The following is a 19,121-nucleotide window of genomic DNA, read 5'->3' on the forward strand; positions in this document are numbered from 1 at the left end:
TTTCTGGGACCGTTGTAACGACGGTCCGTGTGGCTCCGACGGGCGTCGATCCCGTGACCTCACGATTTTCAGTCGTGCGCTCTACCAACTGAGCTACAGAGCCGTGCGACCGGCGAACCTGCCGCATCTAGACGAAAGGCCCTCTCCGAAAAAAGGACCCATCGCTCAGAGCGACCCTGACGGGACTTGAACCCGCGACCTCCGCCGTGACAGGGCGGCACGCTAACCAACTGCGCTACAGGGCCATACTTGTTTTCAATTGTATCGGATGGAGTGACCCCAACGGGATTCGAACCCGTGCTACCGCCGTGAAAGGGCGGCGTCCTAGGCCGCTAAACGATGGGGCCGAGTCAGTCCCGGGGGACTTCCTTGCCGACGCTCAAGCATAAGGGATGTTTTGACCAAATCGCGAATCGAGGGCGAGTCTGCTTACGCCCGGGCGTGTTTCGGAGGACCATGGGTGCTGTTCACCGTGCCCACGGATGCATCCCAGAGCCTGTTGCGGATGTGAAAGTTGTTGTTAGTGTGGCATGAGTGAAACCGGCGGAAGGGGCCGTGTGAACGACAAGTCATCCATCGCAGAGAGTGCGGAGGCGGCATCCGAAGACTGCGGATGCGCACCCACTCCTGCTGAGAGTCGCGCCTTCTGGAAGAACGGTTCGCTCAGCCGCCGTCACGCCCTCGGTCTCGGCGCGCTCAGTGCCGTGGCCCTCAGCGCTTTCGGCGTGACGAGCGGGGTCTCCGCCGCATACGCCGCGTCGTACCCCAGCTGGGACGACGTGCAGAACGCCATGGCCAACGAGTCGGCCAAGGCTTCCGAGGTCACTCGCATTCAGGGCCTCATCGACAGTCTGACCCAGAAGGTCGCCGAGACGCAGGCCGCATCGGAAGCGGCTGGTCAGGCGTTCTACGAGGCGCAGCAGGCGTTCTTCGACGCCGCGGCCAGGGCCGACATGCTGCAGTCCAAGGCCGACGTCCAGGCGGCGACTGCTGACGAGGCCGAGCGCAAAGCCGCCCAGGTCGCCACTCAGCTCTACCGTGACGGTGGCGACGACGCTTCTCTCGAACTGTTCTTCTCGGGCTCATCCGAGAACGCCGACGAACTGCTCTCGCGTCTCGGCACGATGGACAAGGTCTACGCGTATACGCAGAAGATCTACGACACGGCCACCGCCTCGCGCGACGCCGCGCAGTCGCTGAGTGATCAGGCCGTCGTCGCCAAGACCGAACGCGACCGCCTGCAGAAGATCGCCGAGCAGAAGATGATCGAGGCGCAGGCTGCAGCGGATGCGGCGCAGGCTGCTCTCGCCGAGCAGACCGCCAACCTCGCCACCATGCAGGCCCAGCTCGCCGCCCTGAAGGATGCCACAGCGACCACGGTCGCCGGCTACCGAGAGGGCGTGCGCGTCGCCGAAGAACAGCGCAGGGCAGCCGAGGCTGCTGCCGCTGCTGCCGCCGCAGCGAACAACGGTGGCGGAGGCGGCGGCGGTGGCGGAGGCGGCACAGTCGGACGCGACGGGTGGGTGCGCCCGCAGGGCGGCCATCGGAGCTCCGGCTACGGCCCTCGCCCGGCACCGTGCAGCGGGTGCTCCACCTTCCACTACGGCGTCGACCTCGCCAACGGCTGCGGGGCGGCGATCTACGCCGCGAATTCGGGCCGCGTCGTGTATGCAGGCATCAACGGAAGCCTGCACTCCGGCTACGGCAACTACATCAAGATCGATCACGGTGGTGGCGTGGGCACCGGGTACGGGCACATCCGCCCTGGCGGCTTCGCGGTGAGCAACGGCCAGTCGGTGAGTGCCGGTCAGGTCATCGCATACGCCGGAACGACCGGGTCGTCCAACGGCTGCCACCTGCACTTCGAGGTCTACATCAACGGCAAGACGACGAACCCGATCGACTTCCTCGCGGCGCGAGGCATCTCGGTCTGAGCATCCGCTCGTCAGAGCCCCCGAACGAAGAGAATCCCCCGGCCGCGATGCGACCGGGGGATTCGTCGTCAGTGACGGATGACGTCAGTGACCCTGCTCCTGGAAGCGGACGATCGCCTCGTCGAGGATGCGCTGCGCCTCGGCGGCGTCGCCCCACGCGTCGACCTTGACCCACTTGTTGGGCTCGAGGTCCTTGTAGTGCTCGAAGAAGTGCTCGATCTCCTTCTTCGTGTACTCGGCGACATCGCCGATGTCCTGGATGTGGGCCCACCGCGGGTCCTTCGACAGGACGGCCACGAGCTTGTCGTCTCCGCCGGCCTCGTCACTCATCTTCAGAACGGCGACCGGGCGCACCTCGACGACGACGCCGGGGTAGATGGCCTGGTCGAGGAGCACGAGCACGTCGAGCGGGTCGCCGTCCTCGCCGAGCGTGTTGTCGAAGTAGCCGTAGTCGGCCGGGTAGCCGAAGGTCGTGTAGAGAACGCGGTCGAGGTGCACTCGTCCGGTCTCGTGGTCGACCTCGTACTTCACGCGGCTGCCGCGCGGGATCTCGATGACGGCGTCGTGTGCGCCCATGCGTGTGCTCCTTGATATCGGATGGATGCCGAAAACTTCGGTCGGATGCCGCCGACCAGCCTACTCGGGCGGCGAGGCAGTGCCCGAGTCGTCCAGCCGGGCGCCTCCGCGCGGCTCGATTCCCCGCAGGGCGTCCTGCACGGCGGCGGTGCGCCGTCGCAGTGCGTCCGCAACCGCGGCCACGGCGGGCTGACGCAGGGAATCCGGGCGCAGCACCATCCAGTACGGCAGGCGCTCGGCGAACTCCTCGGGGAGCAGTCGCACGAGATCCGCATGCCGGTCCGCGAGGAAGCACGGCAGGAATCCGATCCCGGCCCCCGCGCGAGTCGCCTCGACGTGCACGAACACGTTCGTGGAGCTGAGCGAGTCGAGCATCCCTGGCACCAGCCGCCGAGGCGCGTCGAGATCGTCGACCTGCAGCATCGAGTCCACGAAGTACACGAGCGGATGCGCGCTCAGCTCGGCGATCCCCGTGGGCGCGCCGAACTCGTCGAGATAGTCGCGAGACGCGTACATGCCGAGGGTGTAGTCGCCCAGTCGGATCGCCTCCGCCCGGTGCACCTGGGGCTGTCCGACGACGACCTCGAGGTCGAGACCCGAACGATGCTGCAGGGCACGGCGGGTCACGTTCACGATCTCGACGCTGAGCTTCGGATGCCGTCTCCGCAGCTGCGCGACGGCGGGAGCGATCACGAAGGCGCTGAATCCGTCGGTCGCCGAGATGCGCACGACGCCGCTGACCTGATCGCTCGGCTCTTCGCTCCCGTGGATCGCGCCCACCGCGGTCTCCACGTCCTCCGCGGCGCGCATCGCGCGACGGCCCAGTTCGGTGAGGTCCCAGCCGCCCGCGGTGCGCGCCAGCGTGCGTCCCCCGAGGTCGGCGTCGAGCGCCGCGATCCGCCGCGAGACGGTGGTGTGGTTCAGACCGAGGCTCTCGCCGGCTGTCGTGAACCTGCCCGTTCGCGCGACCGCGAGCAGGATGAGGAGATCGTGCGGGTTCGGGGCGGACGAGCCAGCGATAGGGGTCATATCTGCAATTCTGCACTCATCATCTGCTGGACTGGTCATTGTTGCACAGGTGCGCGGATGCCCATACTGGCTCAGGCCTCACCGAGCGCGATGTCGGCTCAGGGCCGGAACCCGGAACGAACCAGAACACGAAGGAGTGCACTGATGAGCGTCAGCAGGCAGGTGAAGCCCGAGACCGAGACGTCCGGGCTGAAGAAGATCGTGGCGGCCTCGATGGTCGGCACGGTGGTCGAGTGGTACGAGTTCTTCCTCTACGCCACTGCGGCCTCGCTCGTCTTCGGCAGCTACTTCTTCCCGAATGCCGGCACCGAGCTCGACGGCATCATCGCCGCCTTCCTCACCTACGCCGTGGGCTTCATCGCGCGCCCGCTCGGCGGCATCGTCTTCGGTCAGATCGGCGACAAGCTGGGCCGCAAGCACACGCTGCAGATCACCATCATCCTCGTCGGCGTCGCCACGTTCCTGATGGGGTGCCTTCCCGGCTTCGCCGCGATCGGATACTGGGCGCCGGCGCTGCTCGTGCTCCTGCGCTTCGTCCAGGGCTTCGCCGTCGGCGGGGAGTGGGGCGGCGCCGTGCTGCTGGTCGCTGAGCACAGCCCGTCGAAGTCCCGCGGGTTCTGGTCGAGCTGGCCGCAGGCGGCCGTGCCCGTCGGGAACCTGCTCGCCACGCTCGTCCTTCTCGGCATGTCGTGGATACTGCCGTCCGACCAGTTCCTGGGCTGGGGGTGGCGCGTCGCGTTCTGGGTCTCCGCGATCGTGGTCATCATCGGCTACTACATCCGCACCCACGTGAGCGAGGCTCCGATCTTCCTCGAGGCCCGTGCGCAGGTCGAGGCCGAGAAGGCCGTCAGCTACGGCGTGCTGGAGGTCGTGCGCAAGTACCCGAAGGGCATCCTCGGCGCGATGGGGCTCCGCTTCGCGGAGAACATCCTGTACTACATCATCGTGTCGTTCTCGATCGTCTACCTGAAGACCGTGCACGCCTACGACACGAGCCAGCTGCTGCTCGCACTGCTGGTCGCGCACGCCGTCCACTTCCTCGTGATCCCGCAGGTGGGCCGGCTGTCGGATGCCGTCGGGCGCAAGCCGGTCTACCTCGCCGGCGCCGTGCTCGGAGCCAGCTGGGCGTTCTTCGCCTTCCCGATGTTCGACACGGAGAACCCGATCGTCATCATCGCCGCCGTCACGATCGGACTGTGCTTCCACGCTCTGATGTACGCGGGCCAGCCGGCGATCATGGCCGAGATGTTCCCGACCCGCATGCGCTACTCGGGCGTCTCGCTCGGCTATCAGGTCACCTCGATCATCGCCGGCTCTCTGGCGCCCATCATCGCGACCGCGCTGCTGCAGCAGTACGGTTCCGGCTTCCCGGTGGCCGTCTACGTCGCTCTGGCCTGCGCCGTCACCGCCGTCGCGGTGATCACGTTGAAGGAGACACGAGGAGTCTCGCTGCACGACATCGATGATGCCGACGCCCGCCGCCACGGCCTCACCACGGCGCGGGTCGGCGGCTGAGCGACCGCCCCGCCCGGCATCCATCCCCCCCCTCCCGAGGAGACCTCATGACCGACCTGCACGCACCGACGTCGGACGCCGCAGCCCTGTCAGGCCGTCGCGCCGTGGTGACGGGCGGAGCGAGCGGCATCGGCTTGGCGGTCGTCCGGGCGCTGGCCGCCCGCGGCGCGCACGTCGTCGTCGCCGACAGAGACAGAGACGCCTGCGAGGCCGCGGCGGCGGAGGTGGGAGGTACGGCGTGGACCGTCGACCTCCTCGACCCGGCATCCGTGGCCGATGACCGGCTGGCTGAGGCGCTCGCCGAAGCGGACATCCTCGTGAACAACGCGGGCATCCAGCACGTCAGTCCGATCGAGGACTTCGACCCCGCGCAGTTCCGGCAGATCATGACGCTCATGCTGGAGGCGCCGTTCCTGCTGATCAGAGCCGCGCTGCCGGGGATGTACGCGCGCGGTTTCGGCCGGATCGTGAACGTCTCCTCTGTGCACGGCCTGCGGGCCTCACCCTTCAAGGCGGCCTACGTCGCCGCGAAGCACGGACTCGAGGGGTTGTCGAAGGTCACCGCCCTCGAGGGCGGGTCGCACGGAGTCACCAGCAACTGCGTGAACCCCGGCTACGTGCGCACGCCCCTGGTCGAGAAGCAGCTGACCGACCAGGCGCGGGTGCACGGCATCCCCGAGGCCGACGTGCTGGCGAAGATCATGCTCACCGAGAGCGCCATCAAGCGACTGATCGAGCCGGAGGAGGTGGCCTCGTTGGTCGCCTGGCTGGCGAGCGATGAGGCGGCCATGGTGACGGGGGCCAGCTACACGATGGACGGCGGCTGGTCGGCACGCTGATTCCGCCGGTTCCCCGGCGCGGAAGCAACCGTGCGTGATCTGTCGCCGGTCTTACCCGACATCAGCCTGCCGGCGCCACAGGAGCAGGACCAACCGTGCCAGAGGGCCGGTGAACAGCAGCAGCAGCAATGCGAAGTACCCCACCGGGCCGATCGCGATGCCCAGGCCGAGGGCGATCGCGAACAGCACGATCGTCGCCACGTCGGCGGCCGCGCCGTGGCGGATGCGGTCGGCGGAGGCCGTGGTCAATTCGGGATGCCGCAGCAGATACGCCCGCGCGATGAGCGTCGCCACGGACGTGAGGATGAGCGTGCCGATGTAGACCACCTGCTGGAGGGGGTCGGTGTCCATCTGCCCGAGCATGGCCGTGGGGACGGGCAGCCAGACGATCGTCGCCATCCAGAGCACGTTGCACAGCAGCAGCGGCCGGGTGATTGCGGTGACTTCGTCGTACTGCCGATGATGGCCCATCCAGAAGTTCGCGATGAGGAAGAAGCTCAGCAGGAAGCTCATCAGCTGACCGGTGTGCTCTGCGAGGAACTCGAAGGTGGTCAGCTTCGCCGCCCCTGCGTCGGACACCGACTCCATGAGGGGCAGGATCAGCAGCGTCATCGCGATCGCGACGACCGCGTCGACGAAGGCCTTGAACCGCTCGGTTCGATACGACTGGGTGCTGGTGCGATCTGTCACGGCGCCAGACTAGTGTCCGCACGAACTCCGCCCGAGCCGGGCGCGCGGGGGCGGGCGTGTGATCTACCGTTGAGGGGTGCCGTCGCTCTCACCTGCCATCGCAGAGATCCGCCTCGCCGTTCGCACCTCGCTCGCCGACCTCCCCGAGGGGGCGACTGTGATCGTCGCGCTGTCGGGCGGTGCCGACTCGCTCGCACTCGCCGCAGCCGTCGCCTTCGAGGCCCCGAAGCGGGGTCTGCGCGTCGCATCGGTGACGGTCGATCATGCACTGCAGGACGGGTCGGATGGCGTCGCCGTGCGCGCCGGTCAGATCGCAGCCGGTCTCGGCATCGATCCGCTGATCGTGAAGGTCGCGGTCGGAGGTGAAGGCGGTCCGGAGAACGCCGCCCGCGAGGCGCGCTACGGGGTGCTGCGAGATGCCGCCCTGGATACCCGCGCGGCCGCGGTGCTGCTGGGCCACACCCTCGACGATCAGGCTGAGACCGTGCTGCTCGGCCTCGCGCGAGGCTCCGGAGCGGCGAGCCTGCAGGGCATGGCGCCTGTGCGCGATGACGACGACGGCATCCGCTGGCTGCGCCCTCTTCTCGGTGTGCGACGCGAGGCGACGCGGGCGTTCTGTGCGGCATCCGATCTGGAATTCTGGGACGACCCGCACAACGTCGACGACCGCTTCGCTCGCGTGCGCGTCCGCGAACGCGTGCTGCCCGTGCTCGAGGCCGAACTCGGACCGGGCATCGCAGAGGCGCTCGCGCGCACAGCCGAGCAGCTGCGCGAAGACGCAGAGGCGTTCGATGAGATGATCCACGAGACGATCGAGGACATCGTCGAGCACGCCGAGGCGGGAATCTCGGTGAGCGTCGCAGCGCTCGCGGCGAACCCGGCGGCGTTGCGCAACCGCATCATCCGCCTCGTCGTCGGCAGCGAGTTCGGAGCGAGTCTGACCCGTCTGCAGACGCTCGAAGTCGCGCGACTCGTCACGGACTGGTCCGGTCAGGGGCCCATCGGGCTGCCCGGATGCTTCGCCGCGCGTGTCGGTGGCCGCATCGTGTTCACGGCGTCCGCCCCCGCCGCTCGCTGAGCAGAGCATCGGGCCGCCGCTCAGGCGGCGACGGCGACGAACACGGCGCTCGCGATGAACACGATCTGCAGCAGCGTGCGGGGCACGAGCGGCGTGTGCGGCGCCGCGGGATGCCGCTGCCCGGTCGCTGCGCGCACGTTGGCGGGGAACATCGCGATCATGAGCGCGGCGAGGCAGACTGCCGCAGCCGTCCGGATGCCGGGCGCCGCTGTGCCGGGGATCAGCAGGCCGACCGCACCGAGGATCTCGAGGATGCCGGTGGCCGTGATGATCAGGCCGGGCTGGGGCAGCCGGGCCGGCACGATGGCGATGAGACCGTCGCGCCGCGGCTGCAGGAAGTGCGCGCTCGCGGTCAGCAGGAACATCGCGGCGAGTCCGACCGCGAGAGCGTCGGGCCAGGTCTGCACGTAGCCGACACCGAGTGCGCCCAGCAGGCGGCACGTGAGCGTCACCGCCACCAGTGCGAGGAAGGGGGCCATGGAGTCTCCGATCTAGTCAATGACAAGTTAGACCTGCCATGGAGAACTTGTCAATGACTAGATAGTGGGTAGAGTAAGGGAATGGCCGATCGCTATCACCACGGGAGCCTGAGGGCCCAGGCGCTGCGCGTCGCCGCAGAGATCGTCGCGGACGAGGGGCCCGAGGCGCTGTCGCTTCGCGATCTGGCGCGACGGGCCGGGGTGTCGCACGCCGCCCCCGCTCACCACTTCGGCGACCGGCGGGGTCTGTTCACGGCGCTCGCCGCCGAGGGGTTCGAGCTGCTCGGCGATGCGCTGCAACCGTCGGTCGACGCGCGCGACTTCGCCCGCACGGCCGTCGCCTACGTCGAGTTCGCCACCGCGCACCCGGGGCACTTCGCCGTCATGTTCCGACCCTCGCTGCTCGACCCCGACGATGCCGTGCTGCACGAGGCTCAGGCGCGTGCGGCCGGTCTGCTTCAGGCGGGATTCGATTCCGTGCCGGACGACCGCATCCGCATCGGAAGGGAGGACGCCCGACAGGCGTCCTGGGCGATCGTGCACGGACTGGCCGACCTGATGCTCTCCGGGGCGCTGCCCGGCGCCGATCTCGAGCGGCTCACCCTCGCGGCCGCGCGCCAGCTGCTCGGCGACGACGCCTGACGCACGCACCTTCCGCGCACGCAACGGCGGCCGGGGCATCCGCCCCGGCCGCCGATCCGCGTCGTGGTTACTTCTTGCCGCCGAGAAGACCCCCGAGGATGTCGCCGAGTCCGCCGCCGGACCCGCTGCTCGAGCCGCCGCCCAGCAGGCCCCCGAGGATGTCGCCGAGTCCGCCGCCAGAAGATCCGCCGGACCCGCTGCTCGAGCCGCCGCCCAGGAGACCCCCGATGATGTCGCCGATTCCGCCGCCGCCGGATCCGGCATCCGACGACTTGCTCTTGTTCGCGTTCGCGATCAGGCCCATGATGATGGGCGCGAGGATCGGCAGGAGCTTTCCGAAGTCGATGCCCGCAGTCTTGTCGGACTTGGTGAGCTTCTCTGTCACGTCCTGCTTCTCGGAGCCGAGGATGTGCGAGACGATCTTGCCGCCGTCGGCCTCGTCGACCTCGTCGACCGAGGTCACGCCCGTCGTGCCCTCATGGCGCTTGAGGGCGTTCTCGATCGCCGAGGACCCCTCATCGGTCGAGGCGTTCTTCGCGAGGCCGCCGAGAAGCACAGCGCCGCCCTGCGCCACGGCTTCCTTCGCGACATCGTGGGAGACCCCCAGCTTCTTGGCGATGTCGTCGATCGGAACCTGCGAGAGGATGTCGTCAAGGGCCATGGTGGATCCTTCCGGTTGTCAGGCGTCTGCGCCTCTTTCCGCTCACAGTACCGGGGCGCGACCTGCGGCGACACCTCGCCACCGGAGAAGTCGACGGATGGAGAACGCGCATGGCCGGGAACCTCGGAGCCGAGACTCTGCTCGCGCTGCACAGGGGCCGGGGGTTTCTCATCCCCAACGCCTGGGACGCCGGTTCCGCTCGCCTCCTGGCGCAGCTCGGGTTCCCCGCCATCGCGACCACGAGCGCCGGGATCGCCTGGTCACGGGGGCTGCCGGACGGCGGGCCGCTCAGCGCGGATCTGATGTTCGAGACCGTGGCGGAGATCGTGACGGCCGTCGACGTACCGGTCTCGGCGGATCTCGAGGCGGGCTACGGCGCCACCGCAGCCGAGGTGGGGGAGACCGTCGCACGGGCGGCGTCGCTCGGCATCGCGGGAGGGAACATCGAGGATGCCGTCGGCGGCGCTCTGATTCCGATCGAGGAGGCGGCCGAGCGCGTCGCAGCGGCTCGGGCGGCGGCGCCCGCGGGGACATTCGTCCTCAACGCCCGCACCGACGCCTACTTCTCGCGCTTCGACGGCGATCCCTTCGCCGAGACCATCGCGCGGGCCGAGCGGTTCATCGCGGCGGGAGCCGACTGCATCTTCGTGCCCGGCGTCAGGGACGCCGAGGCGATCCGCCGGCTCGTGGTCGAGATCGCCGCGCCGGTGAACATGGTCGCGGGTCTCACTGCCCCGGTGCTCGACGCGCCTGCTCTCTTCTCCCTCGGAGTCGCGCGGGTCAGCGTCGGGGGCAGCATCGCGCGGGCCGCTTACGACGCCGTCGAGCGTGCGGGTCGAGAGCTGCGCGAGTCGGGCACGCTGGGCTTCCTCGACGGGGTGGCCTCGTACGCCGACATGCAGCACCGTCTCGGCGGCCGAGAGGACCGGATGCCGCGTGCCGCGGCATCCGATTCCATCACCTAAAATCGATCCATGCGCGCCGCGGACATCCAGGACGACCTTTCCCAGATCCTCGTCACCGAGGAGGAGATCATCGCGAAGCTCGACGAGCTCGCGACGCAGGTCGCCGCCGACTACGAGGGCAAGGAGCTCCTGCTCGTCGGCGTCCTGAAGGGCGCCGTCATGGTGATGGCCGACTTCGCACGCGCGCTGCCGTTCCACGCCCCGATGGACTGGATGGCGGTGTCGAGCTACGGCACGAGCACGAAGTCCAGCGGCGTGGTGCAGATCCGCAAAGACCTCGACAGCGACCTGAACGGCAAGCACGTGCTGATCGTCGAGGACATCATCGACTCCGGCCTGACCCTCAGCTGGCTGCTGGAGAACTTCGGCTCCCGCGGAGCAGAGTCGATCGAGGTGCTCGCGCTGCTGCGCAAGCCCGAGGCCGCGAAGGTCGAGATCGACTGCAAGTACGTGGGCTTCGACATCCCCAACGAGTTCGTCGTGGGCTACGGCCTCGACTACGCCGAGCGCTACCGCAACCTCCGCGACGTCGCGGTGCTCGCGCCGCACGTGTACGCCTGACGATTCGAGGGGTACGCCGTGGGTGAACGCACAGCCGACCGCAAGGACGCGCGCGATACTCTGATTCGATCATGGATGTGAAGAAGCTCAGCCGGAATCCGCTGATCTACGTTGCGCTGATCGGTCTGCTGTTCGTCGGCGGGTTCCTGCTGATCTCGAACCTCGCCGGTCCCAAGCAGATCACCACGCAGGAGGGCCTGAAGCTGCTCTCCGGTGAGACGGTCAGCGAGGTCGTCAACACCGACGGCGACCAGCGCGTCGACATGACCCTGTCGAAGGAGTTCGAGGGGTCGAAGACCGTGCAGTTCTACTACGTCCAGGCCCGTGCGGCCGACGTGGTCGCGGCGATCGACGAGGCCGCCCCCAAGAAGGGCTTCGACGACGCCGTGCCGCGCGCGAGCTGGTTCGACGGCTTCCTCTCGCTCCTGATCCCGATGCTCCTGCTCGGCCTGCTGTTCTGGTGGCTGCTCTCCTCGATGCAGGGCGGCGGCGGCAAGGTCATGCAGTTCGGCAAGTCCAAGGCCAAGCTCGTCAACAAGGAGACCCCGACGGTCACCTTCGCCGACGTCGCCGGTGCCGATGAGGCCATCGAAGAGCTCCACGAGATCAAGGAGTTCCTGCAGGACCCGGCCAAGTTCCAGGCGATCGGCGCCCGCATCCCGAAGGGCGTGCTGCTGTACGGCCCTCCAGGAACCGGCAAGACGCTGCTCGCCCGCGCCGTCGCCGGCGAAGCAGGGGCCCCCTTCTACTCGATCTCCGGGTCGGATTTCGTCGAGATGTTCGTCGGCGTCGGCGCCTCTCGCGTGCGCGACCTGTTCAACGTCGCCAAGGAGAACTCCCCGGCGATCATCTTCATCGACGAGATCGACGCGGTCGGCCGTCACCGCGGCGCCGGTCTCGGCGGCGGCAACGACGAGCGCGAGCAGACCCTGAACCAGATGCTCGTCGAGATGGACGGCTTCGACCCGAACGCGAACGTCATCGTGATCGCGGCGACCAACCGCCCCGACATCCTCGACCCCGCGCTGCTGCGCCCCGGCCGCTTCGACCGCCAGATCGGCGTCGACGCCCCCGATCTCAAGGGTCGACAGCGCATCCTCGAAGTGCACGCCAAGGGCAAGCCCCTCGCGAAGAGCGTCGACCTCGAGGTCGTCGCGCGCAAGACGCCGGGCTTCACCGGCGCCGACCTCGCGAACGTGCTGAACGAGGCCGCGCTGCTCACGGCCCGCTCGAACGCGCAGCTCGTCGACAACCGCGCGCTCGACGAGGCCATCGACCGCGTGATCGCCGGCCCGCAGCGCCGCACGCGCGTGATGAAGGACAAGGAGAAGCTCATCACGGCGTACCACGAGGGCGGTCACGCTCTCGCCGCGGCGGCGATGAACTACACCGACCCCGTCACGAAGATCACGATCCTGCCCCGAGGCAAGGCTCTCGGCTACACGATGGTGCTGCCGCTCGACGACAAGTACTCGGTGACCCGCAACGAGCTGCAGGATCAGCTGACCTACGCCATGGGCGGCCGTGTCGCCGAGGAGATCGTCTTCCACGACCCGACGACCGGCGCCTCGAACGACATCGAGAAGGCGACCTCGATCGCCCGCAAGATGGTGATCGAGTACGGCATGACGACCGAGCTCGGCCCGGTGAAGCTGGGCTCCGAGAGCGGAGAACCGTTCGCCGGGCGCGACATGGGTCGCGGTCGCGAGTACTCCGAGACGATCGCCGAGCGCGTCGACGCGGAGGTGCGCGCGCTCATCGAGCAGGCGCACAACGAGGCCTACCAGGTGATCAGCGACAACCGCGACATCCTCGACAAGCTGGCTCTGGCCCTGCTCGAGGAGGAGACCCTCGACCACAACCGGATCGCCGAGATCTTCACCGAGGTGCGCAAGCTGCCCGAGCGCCCGCTGTGGCTCTCGAGCAACGAGCGTCCCGTGTCCGAGCGGCCTCCGATCGAGGTGCCGAAGAAGGACGTGTCGCTCGCAGCATCCGTCGAGGCCCCCGCTGCGGCTCCTCGCACGCAGTCGGGATCGGCAGGTGCCGGTCACGCACGACCTGCGACGGCGTGACCGTGGCCGTCGACCGGGAACGCGTCGAACGCCTCACGCATGAGCTGCTCGAGGCGATCGGCGAGGATCCCGATCGCCCGGGGCTCAAGCAGACACCCGCGCGGATGGCCGAGCTGTACTCCGAGTTCTTCTCGGGCGTGGGGGCGGATGCCGCGGCACCCCTCGCGCGCACGATCAGCGTGACGCGGGGCCCTGCGCCCGACACGCTGCCGTCGGGCGCCGTGCTGTTGCGCGACATCCTCTTCCGCTCGGTGTGCGAGCACCATCTGCTGCCGTTCGCGGGTCATGCGCACATCGCCTATCTCCCCGGGGAGCAGGTGGTCGGACTCGGCGCCCTGGTGAAGGTCGTCGAGATCCTCGCCGCCCGCCCGCAGGTGCAGGAGCGGCTGGGCGAGCAGATCGCCGACACGATCGCCGAGCATCTCGACACCCGCGGCGTGCTCGTCGTGCTCGACGCGAGCCACGGCTGCGTCACGATGCGCGGGGGCCGTCAGCCCGAGGCGTCGACGCTCACGATCGCGGCACGCGGGGAGTACACGGATGCCGCGGCTCGCGCCGAGCTCATCGCGCTGATCGGCCCTTCGACAGGCTCAGGGACCCAAATCTCTGGCTCAGGAAACCAGTTCTCGGGCTCAGGGGCCGAGCGTTTCGTCTCGTCGCTGCGCTCCTCGCTCAACGACCGAGAGTCCTCATGACCGGCATCTGGGGCATCGTGAACGTGACGCCGGATTCGTTCAGCGACGGCGGGCGCTACCTCGACGTCGACAGCGCCGTCGCGCGTGGACTGAAGCTGCGTGCCGACGGAGCGAGCGTGCTCGACGTCGGCGGAGAGTCGACCCGGCCGGGAGCGGAGCGCGTCAGCCCCGAGACGGAACAGCAACGGGTGCTGCCGGTGATCGAGCAGCTCTCGGCCGCCGGCGTCCCGGTGAGCATCGACACGCTCAACGCCTCGACCGCAGCGGCCGCAGTCCGGGCGGGCGCGCGCATCGTGAACGACGTCTCGGGCGGACTCGCCGACCCCGACATGCGGGCCGCCGTCGCCGAGTCTGGAGCCGACTACGCGATCGGCCACTGGCGAGGGTTCTCTTCGGACATGTACGCCCACGCCGACTACCGCCGGGTCGCCCGCGAGGTCGCGGGAGAGCTCCAGGAGCGCATGGGGGAGGCTGCGGCATCCGGCATCGCCCCGTCTCGGCTGATCCTCGACCCGGGTATCGGATTCGCCAAGGCCGGCGCCCAGAACTGGGACGTGTTGCGCGGACTCGACGAGATCGTCGCGCTCGGGCCGCGGGTCCTCATCGGAACCTCCCGCAAGAGGTTCCTCGCCGAGGCTCTCGGCGGCGCCGACGTCTCTGAAGCCCGGCGCGATCTCGCGACCGCCGTCACGAGTGCGCTCGCCGCGCGCGCCGGAGTCTGGGCCGTGCGCGTGCATGACGTCGCGTCCACGCGCGACGCCCTCACGATCGCGCACGCCTGGGAAGGATGAGCATGGACTTCATCGATCAGATCGCCCTCACCGGACTCACCGTGTTCGGCCGCCACGGCGTCTACGACCACGAACGCGAGAACGGCCAGGAGTTCACGATCGACGTGCGACTCGCGATGCAGCTGCGCGACGCAGCGGCATCGGACGACGTTGCAGACACCGTGCACTACGGCGAACTCGCCGAGAAGATCGCCGCGGTGGTGGCGGGCGAGCCGGTGAACCTCATCGAGACGCTCGCGGAGCGCATCGCCGATGTGGTGCTCGACGACCCGCGCGTGCAGTTCGCGAGCGTCACCGTCCACAAGCCGCACGCGCCGATTCCGCTGACCTTCGCCGACGTCGCCGTCACCGTGAACCGTGGCCGCAAGGGGGCAGCGGAATGAGCCGCAATCTCGCGAACCCGCCGCACGTCCCCGGACCCCGCGAAGGCCGCCCCGAGACCGTCGCGGTTGTGGCCCTCGGCGCCAACCTCGGCGACCGCGACGGCACGATCCGCGCGGCGGCCGAGCGCATCGCTCGGCTTCCGCTCGTCAGCGATGTCCGGCTCTCCCCGCTGCACGAGACGGTCGCGCTCACCGTAGACGGCCCCGACCCCGATGCGCCCGGCTACGTGAACGCCGTCGCGCTGATCACGACCCGGCTCGCCCCCAGCATCCTGCTCGGCATGCTGCACGCGATCGAAGACGAGAACGGTCGCGAGCGGCACGAGCGATGGGGCGACCGCACGCTCGACCTCGATCTCATCGCCTACGGCGAGGAGACCTCGACCGACCCGCACGTGCTGCTGCCGCACCCGCGCGCGTTCGAGCGTCTGTTCGTGCTCGAGCCGTGGCTCGATCTGGATCCGGACGCGGTGCTCCCCGGGCACGGCCGGGTCGCCGCGCTCGCTGCGGAGCTGCGTCGACGGGAGCGCGGATGAAGCGCACCTCGGCCGGCCTCCTCGTGCTCCTCGCCCTGATCGGGGTGGCGGCGGGGTTCGTTCTCGACCAGGTGCTCACGACGATGGGCCGCGCGACCTTCACCCCGTCGCTGCTGCTGCCCGTGCTGCTCGTGATCATCGGCGGCGCCGCCCTCGCTCTCGCGTGGCCCGTGCGCAGAAGCGTGCGCACCGGCGTCCGCATCGATCCCTTCCGTGCCATGCGAGCCGTGACCCTCGCGCGAGCGTCGAGCCTGCTCGGTGCGATCATGGGCGGCTTCGGTGCGGGCCTGCTCGTGTTCCTCCTGTCACGTCCGATCGATCCGCAGGTAGGGTCGACTGTGGCGATGGTCGCCCTGATCGTGAGCGCGGTCGTGCTCGTGGTCGCGGCACTGGTCGCCGAACAGTTCTGCACCCTTCCGAAGGATCCTGATGACTCAGAACCCCGAGAGCCCCATGCCGATCCCGGCCCCGCTGAATTCGGCGGCAGTCACTGACGCGTCGGCTCTCGACCAGGGAACCTACTCTCAGCTGCGCACGGCTCGCAACGAATCGAGGCTCGAGCTCGACGGCGTCTGGCACCAGATCTCGCCGCGCTACGTCGCCTCGCAGATCGTGCAGAACGTGATCTTCATCGCGGTGGTCGTTGTCGTGGCCCTCGTGGCGTTCTTGGGCTTCGAGCAGACATGGGTGCTGATCCCCGCGGGCGTCATCGTCGTGCTCACGCTGGCCACCCTGATCATCCTGCCCCGCCAGGCGCGGGCGATCGGATACATGCTTCGCGCCGACGACATCGTGTTCCGCAAGGGCATCCTGTGGCAGCGCATGATCGCCGTGCCCTACGGCCGCATGCAGCTCGTCGACATCACCCAGGGTCCGCTCGATCGCGCCTTCGGGGTGTCGCAGCTGAAGATGGTGACCGCCGCCGCGACCACCGGTGTGCAGATCCCCGGGCTCACGCAGGATGCTGCGGAGGCTCTCCGCGACACCCTCATTCAGGTGGCCGAGACGCGCCGGACCGGCCTGTGAGCACGCAGCCGCCGATTCCGTCGAAGGTCGGTGCGTCGTCGTCGCTCGCCGACGGCGAGTGGCACCGGATGCACCCGCTCACCCCGCTGTTCAAGGGCGGGCTGGCGCTGATCGTCATCGGCGGTTTCGTGATTGCGAACCTGCGCGAGCGCTTGATCGGCTGGGTCGTCGACCTGTTCGAGCCCGACGCCCACTACGACCAGTACGGTGGCGACCCCGTCGACTGGGTGCTGTCGAACAACCTCGCCATCGTCGCGCTGCTGTCGGTGCTGGGCGTCGTGGTCGTGCTGATCGCGGTGTTCTGGGTGATCTGGCGGTTCCAGCAGTTCCGGATCACCGGCGACCACGTCGAGGTGCGCAAGGGCATCGTGTTCCGTTCGCACCGCCGTGCGCCGCTCGACCGCGTGCAGGGCGTGAACCTGACCCGGCCCTTCCCCGCGCGCATCATCGGCCTTGCCAAGCTCGAGGTCGTCGGCGCCGGCAACGACGCGAACGTCGAGCTCGACTACCTCGCGACGTCGACGGCTGAAGCGGTGCGGGCCGACATCCTGCGCCTCGCCTCCGGCGCGCGGGCCGCGCGACAGGGTGAGGCGTCAGCATCCGCTCCCTCATCCGTCTCTGCTCGCGCTCAGCTGCGAGGAGAGGTCAACAACGGCGTCACGGGCATGATCAACGGCGTCGACCTCGCCGACGTCGCCCCGCACAGCGTCGTCAGGATCCCCACCGGGCGCCTCATCGGCGCCGAGCTCATCGGAACGCTGGCGTGGGTGATCTTCTTCGGACTGATCTTCCTCATCTCGATGGGCGGGGTGCTCATCGGCACGGTGCTGGATGGCGACCCGCTCGGTGGGGCGCTCACCATCGGATTCAGCCTCGGCATCGGCGTGCCCATGGTGCTCGCGATCGTCGGCATCACGTGGGCGCGCATCTCGAAGTCGCTGCGCTACTCGATCGCGCCGACTCCTGACGGGGTGCGCATCACCTACGGTCTGCTCACGACGGTCACCGAGACCCTGCCGCCGGGGCGCATCTTCGCCGTCGAGGTCTCGCAGTCGCTGCTGTGGCGCCCGTTCGGATGGTGGACGATAAAGATCAACCGCATGGGCGGCAAGAGCGCCGCGCAGCAGCAGTCCGGCAGCGCACAGCAGTTCAACATCGTGCTGCCCGTCGGCAAGCGGGCCGACGTCGAGCGCGTGCTCGGGCTGATCCTGCCCGATGCGCCCGCGTCCGACATCCCGCTCGTGTGGGAGCACGGCATCCTCGGCCCCGTCGCAGGCGACCCGTACCGCACGATGCCCGGCCGAGCATGGTGGCGTCGCCCGGTCTCGTGGAAGCGCCACGGCTATGCGCTCACCGAATTCGGGCTGCTTCTGCGACGAGGAACGATCTGGCGCAAGCTCGCGATCTTCCCGCTCGCGCGCCTGCAGGGCGTGTCGCTGTCGCAGGGACCGATCGATCGTGCCCAGCGCGTCTCGGGCGCCCAGGTGCACTCGGTGCAGGGGCCGATCACCGGAACGCTGTCTGGGCTGGAGCGTGCAGACGCGCTCGAGCTGATCAACGGCGTCAGCCGGGCCGCCGTGCTCGCAGCCGCCCGCGATCAGACGCACCGCTGGGGCGAGCACGTGCAGACTGCTGCAGCGCCCCCGCCCGCATACCCGGCTGCACCAGCCCAGCCCGTGGGGGCGCCGGTCTCCGCGCTGCCTGCGTATGGTGTGCCGCCCGCACCGCCTGCGTATGGTGTGCCGACTGCACCACCTGCCTACCCGGCACCGCCTGCGTATGGTGCGCCGCCGGCACCGCCCACCTACCCGGCACCGCCTGCGCCGGCGGCACCGCCCGCGCCGGCCGCGGTACCGCCGCCGACGACCGAGTCGAACGGTGAGTGAGGTTCAGCGCCGCGATGGTCGCCTCGGCGTGGGCATCATCGGCGCGGGTCGCGTCGGACCCGTGGTCGGAGCCGCGCTCGCCGGAGCGGGCCACGCCGTCGTCGGGATCACCTCCGGGTCCGACGACGAGCGGGCCTCGGCCGTGCTTCCGGACGTGCCCGTGCTGGATGCGCTCGACGTGGTGCGTCGCAGCGAGCTCGTGATCGTCGCGGTGCCGCACGAGCAGCTCCCAGGACTCGTCGCTGGCATCGCCGAGATCGGCGGATGGCAGCTCGGGCAGATCGTGCTGCACACCGATCCCGCGTTCGGCATCGAGGTGCTGCGCCCGGCCGCAGAGCGTGGCGCCATCCCGCTGGCCGTGCATCCGGCGATCACCTTCACGGGAACATCGATCGATCTGCGTCAGCTCCAGGCGGGGTACGCCGCGGTGACCGCGCCGCCGGCCGTGCTGCCGATCGCGCAGGCGCTCGCCGTGGAGATCGGATGCGAGCCGATCGTCGTCGCCGAGGCCGACCGCGCAGCATACGCCGACGCGATCGAGGCCGTCACCGCGTTCTCCCGCTCGATCATCGGCCAGTCGACGGCGCAGCTTCGCGAAATCGGCGTGGAGAACCCCGGCGGATACCTCTCGGCCCTCGTGCAGTCGACCGTCGAGCGCGCGCTGCGCGAAGCATCCGACCCTCCGCCCCTGATCTGACGCTCCCGTCTCGTACTGCAGGGCGAGGCGCCGGAGGCGCGCGCCGGGCCTCAGCGCCCGCCGGAG

At 69.1% G+C, this 19,121-nt stretch carries 20 protein-coding genes, 3 tRNA genes and 1 pseudogene; 16 read left to right on the plus strand and 8 right to left on the minus strand.

The genetic code is table 11. The features are described from left to right. Positions 1-30: 30 nt before the first annotated feature. From ACI3KT_RS17275 to ACI3KT_RS17285, 3 genes are all read right to left on the minus strand, one after another. Positions 31-103, minus strand: a tRNA-Phe gene (locus ACI3KT_RS17275). A gap of 68 nt (positions 104-171) precedes the next feature. Then, positions 172-245: transfer RNA gene (locus ACI3KT_RS17280), tRNA-Asp, on the minus strand. A 29-nt stretch (positions 246-274) separates the two neighbouring features. Then, a tRNA-Glu gene (locus ACI3KT_RS17285) sits at positions 275-347 on the minus strand. 210 nt (positions 348-557) lie between these two features. Here ACI3KT_RS17285 and ACI3KT_RS17290 point away from each other — a divergent pair. Then, on the plus strand, positions 558-1,934 hold the full coding sequence (locus ACI3KT_RS17290) for a peptidoglycan DD-metalloendopeptidase family protein (protein WP_307294371.1): 1,377 nt from the start codon (positions 558-560) through the stop codon (positions 1,932-1,934). Between the two features lie 84 nt (positions 1,935-2,018). On the opposite strand, the gene ACI3KT_RS17295 is transcribed toward ACI3KT_RS17290, so the two are convergent. Both ACI3KT_RS17295 and ACI3KT_RS17300 read right to left on the minus strand, forming a co-directional pair. Continuing rightward, positions 2,019-2,510, minus strand: coding sequence for an inorganic diphosphatase (locus ACI3KT_RS17295; RefSeq protein WP_045257580.1), 492 nt, complete (start codon positions 2,508-2,510; stop codon positions 2,019-2,021). A gap of 60 nt (positions 2,511-2,570) precedes the next feature. Continuing rightward, the gene (locus ACI3KT_RS17300) at positions 2,571-3,539 is read right to left on the minus strand and encodes a LysR family transcriptional regulator (protein WP_404905710.1); all 969 of its coding nucleotides are present in this window, start codon (positions 3,537-3,539) and stop codon (positions 2,571-2,573) included. A gap of 144 nt (positions 3,540-3,683) precedes the next feature. Between ACI3KT_RS17300 and ACI3KT_RS17305 the strand changes: the two genes are divergently transcribed. Both ACI3KT_RS17305 and ACI3KT_RS17310 read left to right on the plus strand, forming a co-directional pair. Next, positions 3,684-5,054, plus strand: coding sequence for an MFS transporter (locus ACI3KT_RS17305; protein ID WP_404905711.1), 1,371 nt, complete (start codon positions 3,684-3,686; stop codon positions 5,052-5,054). Positions 5,055-5,101: 47 nt separating this feature from the next. After that, a complete protein-coding gene (locus ACI3KT_RS17310; RefSeq protein WP_404905712.1) occupies positions 5,102-5,893 on the plus strand; it encodes a 3-hydroxybutyrate dehydrogenase in 792 nt (263 codons plus the stop codon). Between the two features lie 51 nt (positions 5,894-5,944). Here ACI3KT_RS17310 and ACI3KT_RS17315 read toward each other — a convergent pair whose 3' ends face one another. Then, a complete protein-coding gene (locus ACI3KT_RS17315; RefSeq protein ID WP_404905713.1) occupies positions 5,945-6,583 on the minus strand; it encodes a TMEM175 family protein in 639 nt (212 codons plus the stop codon). 76 nt (positions 6,584-6,659) lie between these two features. On the opposite strand from ACI3KT_RS17315, the gene tilS reads away from it, so the two are divergent. Then, on the plus strand, positions 6,660-7,661 hold the full coding sequence (tilS, locus tag ACI3KT_RS17320; RefSeq protein WP_307294381.1) for a tRNA lysidine(34) synthetase TilS: 1,002 nt from the start codon (positions 6,660-6,662) through the stop codon (positions 7,659-7,661). Between the two features lie 20 nt (positions 7,662-7,681). Here tilS and ACI3KT_RS17325 read toward each other — a convergent pair whose 3' ends face one another. Beyond that, positions 7,682-8,140: a DoxX family protein gene (locus ACI3KT_RS17325; RefSeq protein WP_404905714.1), complete on the minus strand. Its 459-nt coding sequence runs from the start codon at positions 8,138-8,140 to the stop codon at positions 7,682-7,684. 81 nt (positions 8,141-8,221) lie between these two features. Here ACI3KT_RS17325 and ACI3KT_RS17330 point away from each other — a divergent pair, with 81 nt between their 5' ends. Continuing rightward, positions 8,222-8,782, plus strand: coding sequence for a TetR/AcrR family transcriptional regulator (locus tag ACI3KT_RS17330; RefSeq protein WP_404905715.1), 561 nt, complete (start codon positions 8,222-8,224; stop codon positions 8,780-8,782). 67 nt (positions 8,783-8,849) lie between these two features. Here ACI3KT_RS17330 and ACI3KT_RS17335 read toward each other — a convergent pair whose 3' ends face one another. Further along, positions 8,850-9,443 carry a DUF937 domain-containing protein gene (locus ACI3KT_RS17335; RefSeq protein WP_292907407.1) on the minus strand — a complete coding sequence of 198 codons (594 nt, stop codon included), beginning with the start codon at positions 9,441-9,443 and terminating at the stop codon, positions 8,850-8,852. Between the two features lie 110 nt (positions 9,444-9,553). Here ACI3KT_RS17335 and ACI3KT_RS17340 point away from each other — a divergent pair, with 110 nt between their 5' ends. The 11 genes and pseudogenes from ACI3KT_RS17340 (at position 9,554) to ACI3KT_RS17390 (ending at position 19,055) form a co-directional block, all read left to right on the plus strand. Then, on the plus strand, positions 9,554-10,408 hold the full coding sequence (locus ACI3KT_RS17340; protein WP_404905716.1) for an isocitrate lyase/phosphoenolpyruvate mutase family protein: 855 nt from the start codon (positions 9,554-9,556) through the stop codon (positions 10,406-10,408). A gap of 9 nt (positions 10,409-10,417) precedes the next feature. Then, complete coding sequence (gene hpt, locus ACI3KT_RS17345) at positions 10,418-10,969, plus strand: hypoxanthine phosphoribosyltransferase (RefSeq protein WP_292907403.1); 552 nt, start codon at positions 10,418-10,420, stop codon at positions 10,967-10,969. 71 nt (positions 10,970-11,040) lie between these two features. Next, the gene (gene ftsH / locus ACI3KT_RS17350; RefSeq protein ID WP_292907401.1) at positions 11,041-13,041 is read left to right on the plus strand and encodes an ATP-dependent zinc metalloprotease FtsH; all 2,001 of its coding nucleotides are present in this window, start codon (positions 11,041-11,043) and stop codon (positions 13,039-13,041) included. A 2-nt stretch (positions 13,042-13,043) separates the two neighbouring features. Continuing rightward, a pseudogene (gene folE / locus ACI3KT_RS17355) lies at positions 13,044-13,619 on the plus strand (GTP cyclohydrolase I); the annotation flags it as partial. A 113-nt stretch (positions 13,620-13,732) separates the two neighbouring features. Continuing rightward, a complete protein-coding gene (gene folP / locus ACI3KT_RS17360; RefSeq protein WP_404905717.1) occupies positions 13,733-14,527 on the plus strand; it encodes a dihydropteroate synthase in 795 nt (264 codons plus the stop codon). A 2-nt stretch (positions 14,528-14,529) separates the two neighbouring features. Further along, positions 14,530-14,910, plus strand: a complete 381-nt coding sequence (gene folB / locus ACI3KT_RS17365) for a dihydroneopterin aldolase (protein WP_292907397.1) — start codon at positions 14,530-14,532, stop codon at positions 14,908-14,910. Continuing rightward, entirely contained in the window at positions 14,907-15,446 is a 540-nt protein-coding gene (gene folK, locus ACI3KT_RS17370; protein WP_404905718.1) for a 2-amino-4-hydroxy-6-hydroxymethyldihydropteridine diphosphokinase, read from the plus strand. Before folB ends, folK begins: the two co-directional genes overlap by 4 nt. After that, positions 15,443-15,940 carry a DUF3180 domain-containing protein gene (locus ACI3KT_RS17375; RefSeq protein WP_404905719.1) on the plus strand — a complete coding sequence of 166 codons (498 nt, stop codon included), beginning with the start codon at positions 15,443-15,445 and terminating at the stop codon, positions 15,938-15,940. The genes folK and ACI3KT_RS17375 overlap by 4 nt, the downstream gene beginning before the upstream one ends. Continuing rightward, positions 15,876-16,472, plus strand: coding sequence for a PH domain-containing protein (locus ACI3KT_RS17380; RefSeq protein WP_292907391.1), 597 nt, complete (start codon positions 15,876-15,878; stop codon positions 16,470-16,472). The genes ACI3KT_RS17375 and ACI3KT_RS17380 overlap by 65 nt, the downstream gene beginning before the upstream one ends. Continuing rightward, positions 16,469-18,358 carry a PH domain-containing protein gene (locus tag ACI3KT_RS17385; RefSeq protein ID WP_292907389.1) on the plus strand — a complete coding sequence of 630 codons (1,890 nt, stop codon included), beginning with the start codon at positions 16,469-16,471 and terminating at the stop codon, positions 18,356-18,358. The genes ACI3KT_RS17380 and ACI3KT_RS17385 overlap by 4 nt, the downstream gene beginning before the upstream one ends. Then, complete coding sequence (locus ACI3KT_RS17390; RefSeq protein ID WP_404905720.1) at positions 18,351-19,055, plus strand: DUF2520 domain-containing protein; 705 nt, start codon at positions 18,351-18,353, stop codon at positions 19,053-19,055. The genes ACI3KT_RS17385 and ACI3KT_RS17390 overlap by 8 nt, the downstream gene beginning before the upstream one ends. The last annotated feature ends 66 nt before the right edge of the window (positions 19,056-19,121 follow it).

It is taken from the genome of Microbacterium sp. ZW T6_19 (genome assembly GCF_044987465.1).
Lineage (GTDB): Bacteria > Actinomycetota > Actinomycetes > Actinomycetales > Microbacteriaceae > Microbacterium > Microbacterium natoriense_A.

What these genes read in the sequence shown, in the direction of transcription:
- ACI3KT_RS17295 (WP_045257580.1), bottom strand. Translation starts at nt 2,510, where the DNA reads ATGGGCGCACACGACGCCGTCATCGAGATCCCGCGCGGCAGCCGCGTG.
- ACI3KT_RS17300 (WP_404905710.1), bottom strand. Translation starts at nt 3,539, where the DNA reads ATGACCCCTATCGCTGGCTCGTCCGCCCCGAACCCGCACGATCTCCTC.
- ACI3KT_RS17305 (WP_404905711.1), top strand. Translation starts at nt 3,684, where the DNA reads ATGAGCGTCAGCAGGCAGGTGAAGCCCGAGACCGAGACGTCCGGGCTG.
- ACI3KT_RS17310 (WP_404905712.1), top strand. Translation starts at nt 5,102, where the DNA reads ATGACCGACCTGCACGCACCGACGTCGGACGCCGCAGCCCTGTCAGGC.
- ACI3KT_RS17325 (WP_404905714.1), bottom strand. Translation starts at nt 8,140, where the DNA reads ATGGCCCCCTTCCTCGCACTGGTGGCGGTGACGCTCACGTGCCGCCTG.
- ACI3KT_RS17330 (WP_404905715.1), top strand. Translation starts at nt 8,222, where the DNA reads ATGGCCGATCGCTATCACCACGGGAGCCTGAGGGCCCAGGCGCTGCGC.
- ACI3KT_RS17335 (WP_292907407.1), bottom strand. Translation starts at nt 9,443, where the DNA reads ATGGCCCTTGACGACATCCTCTCGCAGGTTCCGATCGACGACATCGCC.
- ACI3KT_RS17340 (WP_404905716.1), top strand. Translation starts at nt 9,554, where the DNA reads ATGGCCGGGAACCTCGGAGCCGAGACTCTGCTCGCGCTGCACAGGGGC.
- hpt (WP_292907403.1), top strand. Translation starts at nt 10,418, where the DNA reads ATGCGCGCCGCGGACATCCAGGACGACCTTTCCCAGATCCTCGTCACC.
- ftsH (WP_292907401.1), top strand. Translation starts at nt 11,041, where the DNA reads ATGGATGTGAAGAAGCTCAGCCGGAATCCGCTGATCTACGTTGCGCTG.
- folP (WP_404905717.1), top strand. Translation starts at nt 13,733, where the DNA reads ATGACCGGCATCTGGGGCATCGTGAACGTGACGCCGGATTCGTTCAGC.
- folB (WP_292907397.1), top strand. Translation starts at nt 14,530, where the DNA reads ATGGACTTCATCGATCAGATCGCCCTCACCGGACTCACCGTGTTCGGC.
- folK (WP_404905718.1), top strand. Translation starts at nt 14,907, where the DNA reads ATGAGCCGCAATCTCGCGAACCCGCCGCACGTCCCCGGACCCCGCGAA.
- ACI3KT_RS17375 (WP_404905719.1), top strand. Translation starts at nt 15,443, where the DNA reads ATGAAGCGCACCTCGGCCGGCCTCCTCGTGCTCCTCGCCCTGATCGGG.
- ACI3KT_RS17380 (WP_292907391.1), top strand. Translation starts at nt 15,876, where the DNA reads ATGACTCAGAACCCCGAGAGCCCCATGCCGATCCCGGCCCCGCTGAAT.